Annotated in this window: 14 protein-coding genes; 10 read left to right on the top strand and 4 right to left on the bottom strand. The window is 58.6% G+C overall.

What is annotated here, in order from left to right:
• The first annotated feature begins 17 nt into the window (after positions 1–17).
• From OUZ49_RS13165 to OUZ49_RS13125, 9 genes are all read left to right on the top strand, one after another.
• The gene (locus tag OUZ49_RS13165; protein ID WP_266150917.1) at positions 18–2,120 is read left to right on the top strand and encodes an amidohydrolase family protein; all 2,103 of its coding nucleotides are present in this window, start codon (positions 18–20) and stop codon (positions 2,118–2,120) included.
• 34 nt (positions 2,121–2,154) lie between these two features.
• Positions 2,155–2,661: a hypothetical protein gene (locus tag OUZ49_RS13160; RefSeq protein WP_266150916.1), complete on the top strand. Its 507-nt coding sequence runs from the start codon at positions 2,155–2,157 to the stop codon at positions 2,659–2,661.
• A 51-nt stretch (positions 2,662–2,712) separates the two neighbouring features.
• The gene (locus tag OUZ49_RS13155) at positions 2,713–4,260 is read left to right on the top strand and encodes a gluzincin family metallopeptidase (RefSeq protein ID WP_266150915.1); all 1,548 of its coding nucleotides are present in this window, start codon (positions 2,713–2,715) and stop codon (positions 4,258–4,260) included.
• Positions 4,261–4,379: 119 nt separating this feature from the next.
• On the top strand, positions 4,380–5,705 hold the full coding sequence (locus tag OUZ49_RS13150) for an amidohydrolase family protein (RefSeq protein WP_266150914.1): 1,326 nt from the start codon (positions 4,380–4,382) through the stop codon (positions 5,703–5,705).
• Between the two features lie 81 nt (positions 5,706–5,786).
• Positions 5,787–7,514 carry a M61 metallopeptidase family protein gene (locus tag OUZ49_RS13145; RefSeq protein ID WP_266150912.1) on the top strand — a complete coding sequence of 576 codons (1,728 nt, stop codon included), beginning with the start codon at positions 5,787–5,789 and terminating at the stop codon, positions 7,512–7,514.
• Positions 7,515–7,580: 66 nt separating this feature from the next.
• Positions 7,581–7,958, top strand: coding sequence for a hypothetical protein (locus OUZ49_RS13140; protein WP_266150910.1), 378 nt, complete (start codon positions 7,581–7,583; stop codon positions 7,956–7,958).
• Positions 7,959–8,148: 190 nt separating this feature from the next.
• Positions 8,149–9,411 carry a spinster family MFS transporter gene (locus OUZ49_RS13135; protein ID WP_266150909.1) on the top strand — a complete coding sequence of 421 codons (1,263 nt, stop codon included), beginning with the start codon at positions 8,149–8,151 and terminating at the stop codon, positions 9,409–9,411.
• Positions 9,412–9,425: 14 nt separating this feature from the next.
• Positions 9,426–9,776, top strand: a complete 351-nt coding sequence (locus OUZ49_RS13130) for a cupin domain-containing protein (protein WP_266150908.1) — start codon at positions 9,426–9,428, stop codon at positions 9,774–9,776.
• A gap of 57 nt (positions 9,777–9,833) precedes the next feature.
• A complete protein-coding gene (locus tag OUZ49_RS13125; RefSeq protein WP_266150907.1) occupies positions 9,834–11,150 on the top strand; it encodes an NAD(P)/FAD-dependent oxidoreductase in 1,317 nt (438 codons plus the stop codon).
• A gap of 117 nt (positions 11,151–11,267) precedes the next feature.
• On the opposite strand, the gene OUZ49_RS13120 is transcribed toward OUZ49_RS13125, so the two are convergent.
• From OUZ49_RS13120 to OUZ49_RS13110, 3 genes are all read right to left on the bottom strand, one after another.
• Positions 11,268–12,344: an alkene reductase gene (locus OUZ49_RS13120; RefSeq protein ID WP_266150906.1), complete on the bottom strand. Its 1,077-nt coding sequence runs from the start codon at positions 12,342–12,344 to the stop codon at positions 11,268–11,270.
• A gap of 122 nt (positions 12,345–12,466) precedes the next feature.
• Positions 12,467–13,468 (bottom strand): NADP-dependent oxidoreductase, encoded by a 1,002-nt coding sequence (locus tag OUZ49_RS13115; protein WP_266150905.1) that lies wholly within the window; start codon positions 13,466–13,468, stop codon positions 12,467–12,469.
• Between the two features lie 49 nt (positions 13,469–13,517).
• On the bottom strand, positions 13,518–14,327 hold the full coding sequence (locus OUZ49_RS13110; protein WP_266150904.1) for an oxidoreductase: 810 nt from the start codon (positions 14,325–14,327) through the stop codon (positions 13,518–13,520).
• Positions 14,328–14,430: 103 nt separating this feature from the next.
• Here OUZ49_RS13110 and OUZ49_RS13105 point away from each other — a divergent pair, with 103 nt between their 5' ends.
• Positions 14,431–14,874: a winged helix-turn-helix transcriptional regulator gene (locus tag OUZ49_RS13105; RefSeq protein ID WP_266150902.1), complete on the top strand. Its 444-nt coding sequence runs from the start codon at positions 14,431–14,433 to the stop codon at positions 14,872–14,874.
• A 532-nt stretch (positions 14,875–15,406) separates the two neighbouring features.
• On the opposite strand, the gene OUZ49_RS13100 is transcribed toward OUZ49_RS13105, so the two are convergent.
• Entirely contained in the window at positions 15,407–16,234 is an 828-nt protein-coding gene (locus tag OUZ49_RS13100; protein WP_266150901.1) for a PhzF family phenazine biosynthesis protein, read from the bottom strand.
• Between the last annotated feature and the right edge of the window lie 164 nt (positions 16,235–16,398).

Genomic DNA, 16,398 nt, shown 5'->3' with positions numbered 1-16,398 from the left:
ATCGCAATGCAATCGAATTGTTGGTCATCGATAAGCAAGTCTGCGCTTTTCCGCATCGCTTCGTGGACCTGTTGATGAACCTTCGCCTTCCGCTTCTTGCTCTTGCCATCGCTGCGCCAGTCTGTGCTACCGCAACGACGACGCAGCGACTGACAATTGTCAACAACGGTGAAACGGTGGGATCGGTCGTGGCCACCGTCGATGGGTCGCACACCGGCGTGGATTACGCGGTGAGCAACAACGGTCGCGGACCCAAGCACCATGAGGACGTGATCCTCAATGAGCATGATCTGCCTATCTCCTGGACTGTCCAGGGAACGTCGCTGATGGGTGGTGACGTCGCCGAAGCTTTTCATTGGTCAGACGGACACGCTACATGGATAAGCCAAGCCGAACAGGGTGAGAGCGACGGCGCGTCGCCGTTGCTCTATGTACTGAACGACACGAGTCCGTGGGCCTACGGTGTCTACGCACGCGCTTTGCTCCGGGCGCCCAATCAAACACTCAAGACGACACCGAGTGGTGTCATGCACCTGGAGAAGCTGCAGACAGTCGATCTGGACCCAGCTGGCTGCAAATTGCGGCTGGACGTCTATGCGATTGGCGGCATAGACACGAAGCCGCTCTATGTTCTCTTGGACCGTCAGGGGCAGTTGGAGGCTAGCGTTGATAGCCAAGGCACCGCGATCAAGGCCGGCTGTGAAGCAGCAGCCAGGCCGATCGATGAGCTGGTGGCTAACCTTGAAGACTTGCGGCTGCGCCACCTTCGAGAAAAGCTCGCACACACATATGACAAGCCCGTTCGCATCAGCAACGTCCATGTATTTGATCCTGGAACCGGCAACGTCGGTCCCCTGCAGACGGTCATAACCTTCAATCACCGTATTACGTTCGTCGGCGATGCGCCTGACAAGCAAGGACCGGCCGACGACGAAGTCGTGTATGACGGCGAGGGTGGAGTGCTTGTGCCGGGATTGCACGACATGCATTCCCACACAACCTCGGATTCCGGTCTTAATTATATCGCTGCCGGTGTCACGAGCACGCGCGACATGGGCAACGTCAATAGCTTCCTATTGAAGCTGATCCCGCGTATTGACTCGGGTGAGCTCGTTGGTCCTCGCATTACTCCCAATGGTTTCATGGAGGGTCGAAGCCCGTATTCGGCCCGCAATGGATTCATTCCGGCGACGGTGGAAGAAGCGGTGAAGGATGTGGACTGGTACGCCGATCGAGGCTACTTCCAGATCAAGATCTACAACTCGATGAATCCCGACTGGGTGGCGCCTATCGCGGCGGAGGCGCATCACCGCGGCATGCGCGTCACCGGCCACATTCCGGCCTTCGATAGCCCGGACCGAGCGATACGCGACGGTTACGATGAGATCACCCATATCAATCAGCTTGCCCTCGGTTGGGTGCTGAAGCCCGGAGAGGACACGCGTACGACGCTCCGCCTGACGGCGCTGGCACGCCTGGCTGATTTGGATCTCGATGCGCCACAGGTGCGCGCCACAATCGAGCTCATGATGTCGCGCCACATCGCCCACGACCCAACCATGTCGATCGTGGAGCGATTGCTGGTGAGTCGGGCAGCACAGACGCCTGAGCCGGAGGCGCCGGTGATCGATCACATGCCTATTACCTACAGCCGGTATCGTAAGCGCACTTTCGTTCCTTCGCCGACGCCGGAGCTGACCGCGCAGTACAGCGCGGCGGTGAAGAAGTGCCTCGACATTATTAAGGTGCTTTACGACAGGGGTATTCGGTTGCTGCCTGGCACGGACGATACAAACGGCTTTTCGCTCCACCGCGAGCTCGAGTTATACGTAAAGGCGGGTATTCCGCCGGCCCAAGTGCTGCGCCTGGCCACGCTCGGGCCAGAGGAATACATGGGGAAGTCCCATCAGCTCGGGAGCATCGAGCGTGGCAAGCTCGCCGACTTTTTCCTGATCGCTGAGGATCCAACGAAGGACATATCGGCGATCCGTTCGCCACGCCTGGTCATGAAAGGTGGAGTCGTGTTCTTTCCATCCGAAATCTATGAGGCTATCGGGGTGAGGCCATTCACGACTTCACCTCCACAAATTACACGTGGCGCCAAAGAAGTCGCTCACTAAATCGGATTGAGTCATTGCCGACGAGACTGCATTGATGGAACAAATCAAGAAGCTCAACCTACAAGACGCTTGCCCAACCATGACCTACGAGGTTTGCGTCCAGGAGTGGGCCACCGATGAACGGGCTCGCCCGCTCATTGTCCAGTTCGTGGGTCGCTATCGCGAGGGCGTTCATGGAAATACGGACGGTGACTTCATGAAAGGGGTCATTGATCTCGTCTCAGCGGTATGGGCGCATGGCAGTTTGGCAATCGATCTATCGAGGCTCGAATATCGGTGTGGCGACATCATCGACTTCTGCCTGGAGTCACCGCGGAACAAGCCGGTCGCCGTGGTGGTGGGGCCGGGCTGCGATCGAGCGCTCGCTGAACTTTGGTTTGGCGAGACGACGACGTTGCGTGCTTCAGCGCAGGACGGTGTGTTCGATGATCTCGACGAGGCCTGTGCCTACTTGCGCATGCGCACGCGAACACACCTCAGTGGGCAATGCCGTCCTTCAGCAGTCGCCTCGCTTCATCGAAACGTTTCTCAATTCAACTAAGTACCCGGCCGGCGCGCGATGCGCGGGCTGCAGGTTTTCTAGGAGCTAGTTATGAAGTTGACCGGAATCACAACTCTGCTTGCTGGTTGCATCATTGCATCGATGGCATACGCCGCCGACGGAGCAAGCGCCAATGCGCCGGGCGGGAAGTTTGAGGTTACGCTTAAGCCGCTACGAAACGGCCAGAGCGAAGTGGGAGCCATTGAAGTCCGGGAAACGATTAGTGACGTCGCAGCAGCGGGTGCCAAGCCTTTCGAGCTCACGGCGCCAGTCGTCTATCCGGGGGCCATGCGAGTGGCCGATCGCATGGATAAGTTGGAGGTTCGGGATGCTAAAGGGGCCGTTACGCTTGCGGTCGTCGACGATAAGGCCGTGCCAGGTGGGTTTCCGTATTTTCGGCACTGGATTGCGCAGCGAGCGGTGCAATACCCGGTTACGGTCGTGTACAGGGCAAACGTGCAGCCGCCTGGCGGTCCCAATGGCCCGGCCTTCGGTATCCGACCCGCTGCAGGTGGGGTGAGCGGTGCCGGCGCGGGGTTCATCGCCATTCCTGGCAATCCCACGATCGCATCGTCCCATGTGAAGTGGGATCTGAGTGATCTCGCCAACGGCTCCCTTGGCGTTTCGTCCTTTGGTGATGGCGACTTCGACCTTGCCGGTGGGGCGGAAGACCTATGGAACGGATGGTACTTGGCGGGTCCTGCTCAACACTATGCGCCACCGAGTGGTGTGCCATTTGGTGCCTACTGGTTGGGCAAGCCGCCGTACGACATGACCACAGAAATGACCTGGGCGGCCAAGGCCTATCAGTATCTCGGTGACTACTTTGGCTATTTGAAGCCGTCACCCAACTATCGGGTGTTCATGCGCGTTCTGGACACGCCGCCCAACGGCGGTGGAACGGCACTCTTCCACTCCTTCATGTTGTCGATGGGCAAGGATGACCCGAAGAGCAAGAACATCGACAACATGCATGAAACGCTGTTCCATGAAATGACGCATCAATGGGTCGGCGAAATCGAAGGAGATGACGGCGCGAATGCATGGTTCAACGAAGGCCTGACCGTCTATTTCACGACCATTCTTCCCCTCAAAGGAAAGCTCGAGAGCGTCGACATCTACGAGAAGGTGATCAACAGCCAGGCCGAGGCCTATTACACGAGCCCGGCGAAAAACTGGTCGGCTGACAAGATTGCGCACGTGGGCTTTGGCGATGAAAGCATCCGCCACACACCCTATATGAGGGGCGCGCTGTATTTTGCGAACCTTGATTCTGAGATTCGGGCTCGGTCCCATGGGAAGCGCGGTCTCAAAGACTTGCTGATGCCCATTTTTGATAGTCGCCAAGAAGGAACGCGTTTCGACCAGCAAGCCTGGGAGGCCGCGATCACGAAGGAGCTTGGCCCGCAAGCAGTGACCGATTTCCGAGCGGCACTCATTGAGGGTACCAAGACGGTCGTTCCGGCTTCCGATGCCTTTGGGCCCTGCTTCAAACGAGTGGCCGCCAAGCTTTCGACAGCCAAGGGCGATTCGGTGGATGGTTATCAATGGAAGCGCATTCCTGAGGTAGCCGACGAACGGTGCGCAGAACATCTGTAAGGCGTACTTCCAGCCCATATAGTGGCGTCTGAGACGCTTTTGGTAACGCAACAGCTATACATCGGCATTCCGCAGCCACGCCGCGGTTTGCCGACGACCAAACGAGTAGGAGTCATCAAATGCGTAGTCTGCGTCTGGCAATAATCGGCTTGCTTTTAGGGGCGACCGCGCCCGCATGGGCTAATGACGTCGTCATCCACGCGGGTCACCTCATCGATGGTGTTAATGCAGCGCCGCGCGACAACGTGAGCATCTTGGTGACAAACGACCGCATCACTGCGGTGCAGCCAGGCTTCGTTACACCCCAAGGGGCCGAAATCATTGACCTGTCGCACGCGACAGTGCTTCCAGGGCTGATCGATAGCCATACGCATGTGACCTATCGTCGAGGTGGTTTCGCCGAGAGGCTGACCGGCAATGACATGGAAGATGCTCTTCATGGGACCGTGGCCGTACGCCAGCTCTTGCTCGGGGGCTTCACGGCCATTCGCAATGTGGGTGCGGATGGCGGGACGGACTTAGCACTCAAACACGCCATTGAGCGTGGCGACATCGTTGGTCCGCGCATGTGGGTCTCGCTCGAATACCTCGGGCCATCTGGCGGCGCGACGGATCCCGCTGACGGCATTGATTCGAGCTGGCATAACGATCACTGGGGCGCGAGCGTGATCGATGGCCCGGAAGAGGCCATCAAGCAAGTTCGTGAGCATAAGCGCCGGGGTGCGGACTTAATCAAGATCCTTCCCAGCGGCGCGGTCGGAAATCCGGGTGACGCCAGCGATCCGCGCGCATCCATGATGACCGAGGCCGAGATCAAGGCTGTCGTGGATACGGCCCATAGTCTCGGCATGAAGGTAGCCGCCCACGCACACGGTAAGGGCGCGATTGATATGTCGTTGCGTCTCGGCGTCGATTCCATTGAGCATGGCACGTACGGCGACGCCGAAAGCTTCAAGCTGTACAAGGAGCATGGTGCCTACCTTGTGCCTACCGTCCTCATCCCCGAGCTGGTGGCACAGAAGGCTAGAGACCTTCCCCCACAAGGCGGACTGAGCCCGGCAGAAAAGGCGGCCAAGATCACGGGTGTGATCCGCAAAATGTTCCACGACGCCTACCTGGCTGGCGTCAAGATTGCCTTCGGTACCGACGTTGCCGGGCTGCTGCCGTTCGATGGCAATGCTCGAGAGTTTGCCGTCATGGTCCATGAGGGCATGAAGCCAATGGATGCCATCTTCGCGGCGACACGCAATTCCGCCGATTTGATTGGCGCCTCCGACCGTATCGGTAGCGTTCAAGCAGGCCGCTACGCGGACATCATCGCCGTGTCGGGTAATCCCCTAGAGGACATCACCGAGCTCGAGCGCGTGAAGTTCGTCATGAAGGGCGGGCAGGTATATCGGGACGATCTCAAAGTCGCCCCCCATTGCGTAGCCTGCATGCGCTAGGACTCCCGCGTTTCACGAAGGACCGCGGCGGAGGTGAGTTTTTGAAAGGCTAACGGCCCGCGGTGGCCGAGAGGGTCGAACGTGATTCGGAAATATCTTCAGCTTGCCACTGTGGCGAGCGGCCTCGTTGTCGGCGCGGTGCATGCCGCGGAGCCTCTTCAACTTGATGTGATTCTTAAGCCCATTGCGGAATCTGGCGATATTAAGCGCGTCCAGATCACCGAAGTGGTGCGGGGAGCGAGCGGGGAAGCGGGCCATCCGTTGTTCCAAGTGCCGGCACGGGTGACAACCGTAATGGGTCAGCCCTACACGGACGGGGACGTCTCTGCGCACGACGACCAAGGTGAACTCTCACTCACCGTAACTGTCGACAAGGCACCGCCGGGCTACCCTGTCGAAATGCGGACCTTCACACCGAAGCGTGCGCCGAGGGGCGCCATCACCCTTCACTACGTGGCCGACGTCGCCGATGCAATGGCGCCAAAGAAGCCAGGACCTTCGTATGACCTTCGTGGCACCAATGGGGGCTTCGGTGGCGCACCGTTCACCTTTCTCCTGGTGCCGACAAAAGAAGCGGCGAAGGTCGACGTCTCGTGGTCGTGGGACCTCTCTGCGCTTCCCGCGGGATCGCGAGGAGTTACCGCCCAAGGTGAGGGCAACCTGCAATGGCAGGAGTCGCCCGACGAGTTTGAGACGCTTTTCTTTCTTGCCGGAAATGTACAAGCCTATGCACCATCGAGCAGCCTGTTTAAGGCCTATTGGATCGGCAATCCGCGCTTCGACGTGGCAGCCGCGTCGGCGTGGTCGGCAAAGGCCTTTGACGCCCTAAAGACCTTCTTCAAGCAACCGAATATCTCGTCATACACGTTGCTGATGCGACCGTACGCACGGCCGCGCGATGGAGGCGGCGCGACGAAAGCCGGATTCATGCTGGAGTACGGCGTGGGCCAGCTGAGCGATGCATCCCGCCGGATCATGTTCACACACGAAATGGTCCATCACTTCATCGGGATGCTGGACGGTGAGTCTGGCGTCAATGCCTGGTACGGGGAAGGGCTAGCCGAGTTCTACAAGATTCGGATTCCCCTCCGGCAGGGTTTAATAGATCTGCCGACGGCGGCGCGAGAGATCGCCGTTATGGTGGACGCGTACTACACCAGCCCCTTCGTCGACTTGCCATTTGCGGAAATTGGCAAGCGGCGCTGGTCGGACCGCTCCATCCAAGGCGTGCCTTACAACCGCGGCTTTATATATTTCGTCAACCTCGATACGTCGATCCGAAAGCACTCGAACGGGCGCCGCTCATTGGACGACCTTGTCCTCGCCATGCTGGAAAGCCGGCGTACCGGCCATGGCTATGACGAACGAAAGTGGCGGGAACTGGTGAAAGCCGAACTGGGCGCCGAGGGCGAAGACGACTTTAATCGCATGCTCAACGGTGTATTGATCGAGCCGCCGTCGGACGCTTTTGGCCCGTGCTTTACCAAGCGCACCGAAAAGCACCCGCGACCTGTGCTCGGGTTCTCCGAAGACAGTTTGCTCACGGAGCCCCGCGTGATTGATGGCCTCGTGGCGGATTCGAACGCCGGACGGGCGGGTCTGGCCAACGGTGACCGAATCGTCCGCTTCACCGGTGCCACGCCCCGCATTGCCCATAGCGCCACCAATGTTTTGTTAGACAAGGATGTGCACCTGGTCCTGGAGCGTGACGGCGTGCGCAGAGATGTGTCCTTTTCGACAGAGGGTCCCGAGGTGACCGAGGACTACTGGGATCTGAGCGAGACGATCTCCAAGAAGTGCGTGCTCTAACGGGAGACCTCACCTTTGCGGAGATTCATCTCTAGTTATATGCGACCGACATACAGGCATTGACTTATGCATTCCCCAGGCAAAGAACCCGTCTCCGGCCGACTGTCCAATAAGGTCATTGCAGCCGAGGTGCGCCGTAAGCGCGAGGTGATTTGGGCTTACATGGCCGAGCAAGTTCTCAACCAGAACAGTCTTTCCAAACTTACCGGCTTTTCCCGTGCAAGCATTAGTCGGGCGCTCCATGACGATCCGCCTACGCACACACCCTGTCTCAGGAAGTTGTATGCGTTCGTCACAACGTCACGAAACGGGGATCTCGAGGCGGCGCTTCCGGTGATCGAGGCCTTCTCGCAGGACATGTCGCGGTTTGACGGCGCAACCGCGGCACAGATCTTGCGCGCGGTGGCGGACTTGCTCGACCGACGCAATGCAGCGAAACCGTGACTGTATTCGTGGCGCCACTTACTCAGAGCTTCGATCCCGCACGCATCAACGGGCGGGTTGGTAACTGCTGCCTTCACGACAGGCAGGCGGGCGATCAAATGAGGAGTTCTCGATGATTGGGCATCGGGACCGCCCTCGCGCAGATCCAGTTAAACACCGGTTCGCCTGGAGGTCCAACGCTTGGTTCGCGTTGTCTACCCTGACGATCATTTATGCGATCAATATCGCTGATCGCTTTGTTCTTTCTACGCTCCTGGAGCCTATTAAGGCCGATTTTCACTTGAGCGACTCGGCGCTCGGGTTCTTGACGGGTGTTTCGCTTGCCATCTTTTACGTTACCGCAGGCCTTCCCCTTGGCGTGCTCGCTGATCGCGCGAACCGAAAGAAGATGGTTGCGATCTCGGTGGGCATCTGGTCCGTAATGACCATCCTGTGCGGCTTGTCCGTCACGTACTGGATGATGTTGTTTATGAGGATTGGCGTCGGCATTGGCGAAGCGGGAGCAACGCCTCCTAGTCATTCGCTGCTATCCGACAAATTCGGGCCTCGGTCCCGGGCCTTTGCCTTGTCAGTGTTTGGCCTTGGGGCCAGTGTCGGCGCTTACCTCGGTGCATCGGGTGCAGGCTACCTCAACGATCATTATGGCTGGCGACAAGCACTGATTATTTTTGGTGTGGCTGGCCTTCCCTTTGCAGCGTTGTGCTGGCTCATTCGCGAGCCAAAGAGGGGGCAGGACGACGCGGGATCCAATAACCGCCGAGAGGGTGCGACGCTCAGAGACACTATTGGGTTCATGCTCGCGGATAGGGCCTTGGTACACATCATGGCCGGAGCGACCATCGTGACCTTCTGGGGCTGGGGCATTCTTTGGTGGACGCCAGCATTTCTCACCAGATCCTTCGCCCTGACAACTGGGCAGGCTGGCTCTTTGCTCGGTCCGATGCATGGCATTGGGGGCGGCATCGTCATGCTGCTCACGATCGCCATTATGGCGTGGCTAAAGAGGGGGCCCCAGTGGTGGGTTCCATCATTTGTTGCGTGGACGACGATGATTGGCGCGGTGCCATCCATGGCACTGTTCTTAGTCAGCGATATCCGCGTCGCAACGGCGATGCTTTGGATCTTTGTTCCCGTCATCTACATCTACATCGGCCCCACCTCGGCGCTCGTTCAAAACCGATTTCCTCCGGAGATGCGCGCAAAGGGCTGCGCGATTCTTTTGTTTGTCGCGAATATCGCCAACCTGGCGATCGCACCTCAACTCATTGGTGCGCTGTCCGATGTCGTGGGTGCTCACGTAGCGCAACCATCAGAGTCGCTCCGCTACGTGCTGCTCGGCTGCTCCTTTACGGGCATCTGGGCCGCTTATCACTACTGGATGGCTGCGCGAGCCATGAAGGACCTTGGCCAGACAGTTGATAGTGAACAGCCGTCCCTGAGAAACCTTGCCTGAAGGCCATGCGAATCATGAGTCCGACACTTACTCGCCGCGGCGACCTGCACTTCACGGCTCGCGAAAACTCGGGCGCCGACCAAGTCGAACTGGCGTGGGCTAGTACGCCGAAGACAAGTGGACTTCTTGCGGGTTACTGCGCGTGGAACGGCGAAAGTGCCCCGCCAAAGACTCTCGACTACGAGGAGCTGATCCTCGTTCTTTCCGGGCACTTCGGGGTCCGAATCGAGAATGGTGACGTCGTCGAAGCCGAGGCTGGGGATGTCATCCATATACCTAAAGGGACCACCGTTAGGTACTTCGGGTCCGAAGCGCGGGTTTTCTTCGCGATCACAAGGCCTGATTCCGACGACAGCGGTCGTTGATGCGCTCTGCAACACTGCGGCTCGCCGCTTGCCGCTCTCTCACCTAAGGGACTGAATATGAAGGTTGACGCTCTGCCGATTGAGGACAACACCAATGGATGGTCGGCTATCCTCCCGGCGCGGATACCCAAGGCATCGTTGAATGGCGATGTCAGCGCCGATTGGCTCGTCGTGGGTGCCGGCTACGCCGGTCTCGCAGCGGCCCGGCGCCTTGCCGAGCTGCGCCCAGAGAACTCTGTTGTGTTGCTTGAAGCGTTAGCCATTGGAGAAGGAGCGTCCGGACGCAATTCGGGGTTTGCTATCGACGTTCCGCACAATGTCGGCAGCTCAATGGAGGAGTTGGAACAGGCTGCGCACTACAAGCGATTGCTTAGGGCGGGCGCCGATTGGCTTGAGCAGCTTATGCAAACGCAAAACATTGATTGCCAATGGGCGCGCAAAGGTAAGTATCACTGCGCCGTGTCACCGAGGCTGGCTGAGAAGGTGTTGAGCGTCTATGAACATGAATTGAAGTCGCAGTGCATCGACTATCAGGTACTTAACCGCGAACAGCTCCGCGATCGACTGGGCACCAGCTACTTTCACGCAGGTATCTACACACCTAGCGATGGCCTGCTGAATCCTGCAGCTCTCGTCAGGGGCTTGGCCGACTCGCTGCCGCCCAATGTGCGGCTTTTTGAGAACACACCCGTTCTAGATCTGGAGGAAGGCACGTACTTTGTCGCCAAGACGCCTTTGGGAATCGTTCGTGCGAAGAAGGTCGTGCTTGCCACCAATGTGTTCCTTCCGAAATTCGGCTACTACACGCAAAGAATGTTTCCAATAGCGAGCTTCGCGACGTTGACCTCGCCACTAAGCAAGCCGCAACGCATGAGGATTGGCGACCCCGAGGAGTGGGGGGTCACCCCCGTGAACGCCCTCGTTGGGGCCACGATGAGGTATACGCATGATCACCGTATCCTCATCCGTCAACACTTCCACTATGCGCCAGGTTATGCCATTCCTGCCTCGGTACGGGATCGCGTACGAAGCGAGCACAAGCGCGTGTTTGATGCGCGCTTCCCGGAACTGTCGGACGCCAAAATGGAGCACTTCTGGGCGGGAACCATCAACATCACCAGGAATGGCGCGCCGGCGTGGGGGCAAGTAGCGCCAAAGGTGTTTGCCGCGGGCGGATGCAATGGCGTCGGGGTCGTCAAACAGACCATTGCCGGTCGACTCCTTGCGGAGTACGCAAGCGGTGAATCAAGTCTTCTGGTGAAGGACATGATGGCGCTCGGCGCGCCCAGCTCCCTGCCTAGCAGGCCGTTCCTTGATCTCGGGGTTAGGGGCTACCTGGCGCTAGAGCGCTGGAAGGGCCGGAGCGAGTACTAAAGTCCGGCCCCCAGCTGCAAAGGCGTCCAGGGCCAAAGGTATAGTGTGTTGCGTCGACCGTCTGAAGTCGCAACCCGAAGCGGTCACTCCCTGTGAACCGGTCACCGTTGAAACAAACTAGCGCCCAAGTGCCGGATAGTCGGTGTAGCCCTTAGGGCCAGGGGTGTAGAACGTCGCCACGTCGGCGGTATTCAGTGCCGCGTCGGCCTGCATACGCTCCACTAGGTCTGGATTAGCGAGGTACGGACGGGCGAAGGCGATGAGATCTGCGCGCCCGGCCACGAGTTCGCTTTCGGCATTGGCGCGGTCGAAGCCACCTGCAAGGATGAACAAACCCTGGAACGAGGCTCGAAGCCGAGACTTCAGCTCGGCGGGCACGGGCGGCGCACCCAGTGCAGAATGATCCAGCAGGTGAAGGTACTGCAGGCCCAATGCCGACAGTTCCCGTGTGAGCGCTTCGTACTGCGCCTCAATGTCGGAAAAGGCGCCTGTGCTGTTGAATACGCCATACGGCGACAGCCGAATGCCGACGCGGTCGGGGCCGATTGCGTCGGCGGTAGCGCGGGCGATCTCGAGCGCGAATCGATTTCGTCCCTCACTGCTCCCGCCATAGGCATCAGTGCGTTGATTCACATTGGCGTTGAGGAACTGTTCGATCAGATAGCCGTTCGCGGCATGCAGCTCGATCCCATCAAATCCTGCTTCGATCGCGAGTTGCGCCGACTTGGCATACTCATCCACCGCATGGGAGATGTCGGCTGTGGTCATCGCACGCGGCACGCTGTGTGGCTGCATGCCGTGCGAGTCAGTGTACATTTCACCCGGGCACGCCACCGCCATGGGTCCAAGCACCTCCGCACACGCAGGAAGATTGGCCAGCTGAGTCACGCGGCCGGTGTGCATCAGCTGCACGAAGATTTTGCCGCCCTTGGCGTGAACTGCGTCGGTGACGGCTCTCCATCCACGTACGTGCGCATCATTGAAGAGTCCGGGAATTCGCGGATAGCCCAGGCCGTTGGGTGACGGTGACGTGCCCTCGGCAACAATCAGGCCCGCAGAAGCACGCTGAGCGTAGTACTCCGCCATCAGCGTATTGGGCGTGTTGGCGTCGACGGCACGACTGCGTGTCATGGGTGCCATCACGGCTCGGTTGCCGAGCTGGATGGTCGGCGTCTTTAGTGGTTCAAAAAGCATGCTGTTCCTTGAATGGCTTCAGGTCGTTCGACATCCCGCCGCGATTACCGGAGCTCGAATGTCGGTTCGGGACACCGGTGGCACCACAAAAGCGTAGTCGCCGGTCGTTCCAGGAGATTGAGTTACCGGAGATTGAGGACTACCTTTCCCTTCGAGCGGCCCGCTTCGACATAGGCGAGCGCTTCATTCGCTGATACGAACGGAAAAGCTCGATCGACGACGGGGCGAACAGCGCCGGCCTCGATCAATCGGGTGATCTCCCGTAGCTGCTGCCCATGGGACTGCATGAAGAGAAACGAGTAGTTCAGATTTTGACGGATCGCCTCTTTGCGTACCTTGGAACTCAACAGGCGGAAGATGAGGCCGACGAACCAGGGGGCTCCGATACCTTTGGCGAACTCCGGGTCGGGCGGCCCGGAAATTGATATGAGGGTTCCTCCCGGTTTCAGCACACGAAGGGATTTCTCCAGCGCCACTGCATCCTGGCTGTGCAGGACAACGTCGAAGTCCTTCAGTACTTTTTCGAAATCATCCTTCTTGTAGTCGACGACAATGTCTGCCCCGAGGCGTTTCACCCAGTCGATGTTGGCGGTGCTCGTGGTCGTGGCCACGGTAGCTCCGATGTGCTTGGCCAGCTGAATGGCGAAGCTGCCAACACCGCCGGATCCTGCCTGGATAAAGACCTTCTGCGTCTTCTTGAGATGAGCTCGTTCGACCAAAGCTTGCCATGCTGTCAAGCCAACCAAAGGAATCGCCGCCGCTTCGGCCATAGTGATGTTGGTGGGTTTAGGCGCGACGTCGTTCTCATTCACTGCGATGAGCTGCGCAAACGTGCCAATGCGGTGGTCAGGCGGGCGAGCATAGACCTCGTCGCCTACCTTGAATTGGCGAACACGCGATCCCACTCGAATCACGACGCCGGCAACATCATGGCCTAGAACGAGCGGTAGCTTGTAGGGCAGGATCAGCTTGAACTCGCCGCTTTTGATCTTGGAATCGAGCAGGTTCACGCTTGCGGCGTGAACCTCGATCAGCACGTCATCGTTCTGAAGTTCCGGCTCCTGCACTTCGACAAGCCGCATTGGAACTTTCTTGCTGTACCGATCAATGATGAATGCCTTCATGATCCTTCTTTCTCTCCTGGATGTATCAATCGACGGCGCTTGCCCACGCCTAGAGCCGCAGGTCTTTCCGCACTCCCGCATCCAGCACGCTAGCTGGCGCGAATCGCCGGAGGAATCGCATGCGACGAGCCAGTCCCGGTGCATAACGCATCTTCGGGTGGCGTGACATGGCCGCGCTTGTCACCATCTTGGCTACGACATCAGGGCCGTCCGCGCCAGTGAGCACTTCCTTCACCCGCCTCTCCACGCCTGAGCGAATGGCGCCGTACACGTCGAGTGGTGCGTCGGGCTTGATCAAATTCGCATCGAACGACGTATTGATGTAGGCCGGCTCGACCACGGAGACGCGAATGCCCATAGTGCGCAGTTCATGGTCGAGTGCTTCCGAATAGCCTGCAACGGCGTGTTTCGTGGCCGAATACAAAGCCATGTAGGGCATTGGCAAGAAGCCGAGCACAGAACCGATGTTGATGATTCGGCCGCTACCCTGCTGTCGCATGTAGGGGACGACTGCGCGCGTCATTCGGACCATACCCATGAAGTTGGTATCGAATATCGCCTGGGCCTGCTCGATGGAGCTTTCTTCCGCGCCCGCCGGAGCAACCCCGAAGCCGGCGTTGTTAACGAGCACATCGATGCGGCCGACGCGTTGGATGACTTTCTCAACGAGTGCTCCGACGGAAGCGTCGAGGGTGACGTCAAGGGTCAACATCTCGAACCGTTCATTCGCCGAAGAGGCCGGTCTCCTGCTGGTGCCGAAGACCCTGTAGCCCGCCTTGGCGAGTAGGTCCGCCGTGGCTTCGCCGATACCTGAAGATGCCCCGGTGACCAAGGCAACGCCCATACCGCTCTTGCTCATGATTCAAAGCTCCGCCGGGAAAAATGCACTTGTCTTCGATAGTTACTACTGATTTCGTATCGACTATACTATCGATTCCGAAGTAAGTCACTATCGATTTGATATGAACAGCGAAGATCTTTGCAATGAGCCTTGCCCGATTGCGCGCAGCCTGGCTTTTGCGGGGGACCGGTGGAGCATCTTGATCCTGCGAGACGCCCACGCCGGTCTCACGCGCTTTGACCAGTTCCGTAAGAGTCTAGGCATTGCACCGACGATGCTGACTCAGCGGTTAGGCACGCTGACCGAGGAGGGACTGTTGGAGAAGCGCCGCTACTCCGAGCATCCCCCCCGTGAGGAATATCTGCTGACGGATGCCGGTCGGGATTTCCTGCCGGTGCTCTTTATGATTGGCGCGTGGGGACGCCAGTACCGCAGTGGAGGCAAGCTGACCCGTTTTCTCGACGCGGAGACGGGAACCGACATCAAGGCGGTGGCTGTGGATGAGGCCACAGGTGCAAAGATCGGAACCCGCCCAATACGCGTGGTTACGCCAGACGAAAGTTGACCGTGCACCGGCATTGAGTGTTCGCACCGAGATTAGGGAAAGGGTCCGCTTCCGACCGATAATAGGTATTCGGCCACGTCCTCAGTGACTATGTCACGGCGACCAGATCGCTGGCCGCGAGAGCGGGACTTGCACTCAGAGTCCACTGAGGCGCCAATACTGGGCCGTTTGGCGATATAGCAATTCGACCGGGGGAGTTCCTCTTCGGGTGCCAGCTATCGCCACCACCTCTATTTGCAAAGAAGTGAAAGACTTTCCTTTAACCGGCGCGAAAAATTGTCCTTTAACGAACAGTTGTTGCTCTCTAAAGCATAAATTGTCCGTTTGGGACACTTTACGGTTGAAATAAAGCATAAAGTGTCCCGCCAGCCCGTAGACAACTCGCAGCGCTGCCCAAGAAACCCTCAGCGAATTGATCAAAGTCTTACGTTGACCGGTTAAAACGGCAGTCGAAAGCGGACATTGCCTACCCGGAAAGCCTGTAGGTGGACCAAGCTCCGATCCATCCCTCCAGCACCAGGTAAGAGCATGATCACGCGTGCAGAACGCCATCTACCCGCGTGACGCAAGCTCCTCCAACCCAAATCCGTCCCTCTGACGCTTGTACGTGGATGCGCCCTTTTCTCCCCATGGCAGTGCCTTGGGCAATGGTGAACGATGCCGGTGCCATGCCAGTCTCGATCAGCCAACGGGCGATCCCTGCGTTGAGACTTCCGGTGGCAGGATCCTCCGGCATCGCATCGCCTCCCACGAAAGCACGCACTTCGTAAGCCGCATCGCCTCGCGATGGCGCAATTAACCCAATCGGAAGTGCGTGCAGCGAAGCGAGGTCCGGCTTCAGCGCGAGAAGCCGTGCGTCATCGTTCAACATGAGCGCCAACCATCCAGCCCCGTTATCAACCCACTCGGCGTGCAGGACCTCGCTCCTTTGCAAACCAAAGGCGATGAGAATGCGCTCTACCAATGCCCCGTCGGCGGCACCAGAACGCACGAATGAAGGTGCCTCAAATGCCAAGTCGCGCTCTGAGATGCGTATAGGAACGAGCCCGATGGCGCATTCCTGCATCACTTGCGTATCGCGGGGCACACCACCAGCCGACAACCAGGCATGACACGTACCGAGCGTGGGGTGGCCGGCAAATGGCATTTCGCGCAGCGAAGAGAAGAATCGGACGCGATAATCAGCACGCGGGTCGTTCGGCTCCAAAAGAAAGCAGGTTTCACTAAGGTTGGTCCAGCGTGCAAGAGCTGCCATGTCCTCGTCGGAAAAGTCATCTGCGCCATGTACCACGGCAACTGGATTGCCCATGAAGAGTTCGCCAGAAAAGACGTCGATCTGGCTGAAGCGCTTTGTTCGCATGCAGGTTTCGTCCTCGTGCTGAATGGGTACCTAGAAAAGACCTTGTAGTCAAAATGCCAGCTTCCAGAGCGAGGAGTGATGCCTTCTCGCACCGATGACGGTACTCGCGCCGGTAACGAGGATGACCTTTCCTGCGGTTTCCTTGCTCATGGAAGTGCCTTTGT

Origin of the sequence: Dyella halodurans, from assembly GCF_026283925.1 — a bacterium.
Taxonomy (GTDB): domain Bacteria; phylum Pseudomonadota; class Gammaproteobacteria; order Xanthomonadales; family Rhodanobacteraceae; genus Dyella; species Dyella halodurans.
This window is presented reverse-complemented; position numbering and strand designations above follow the sequence as displayed.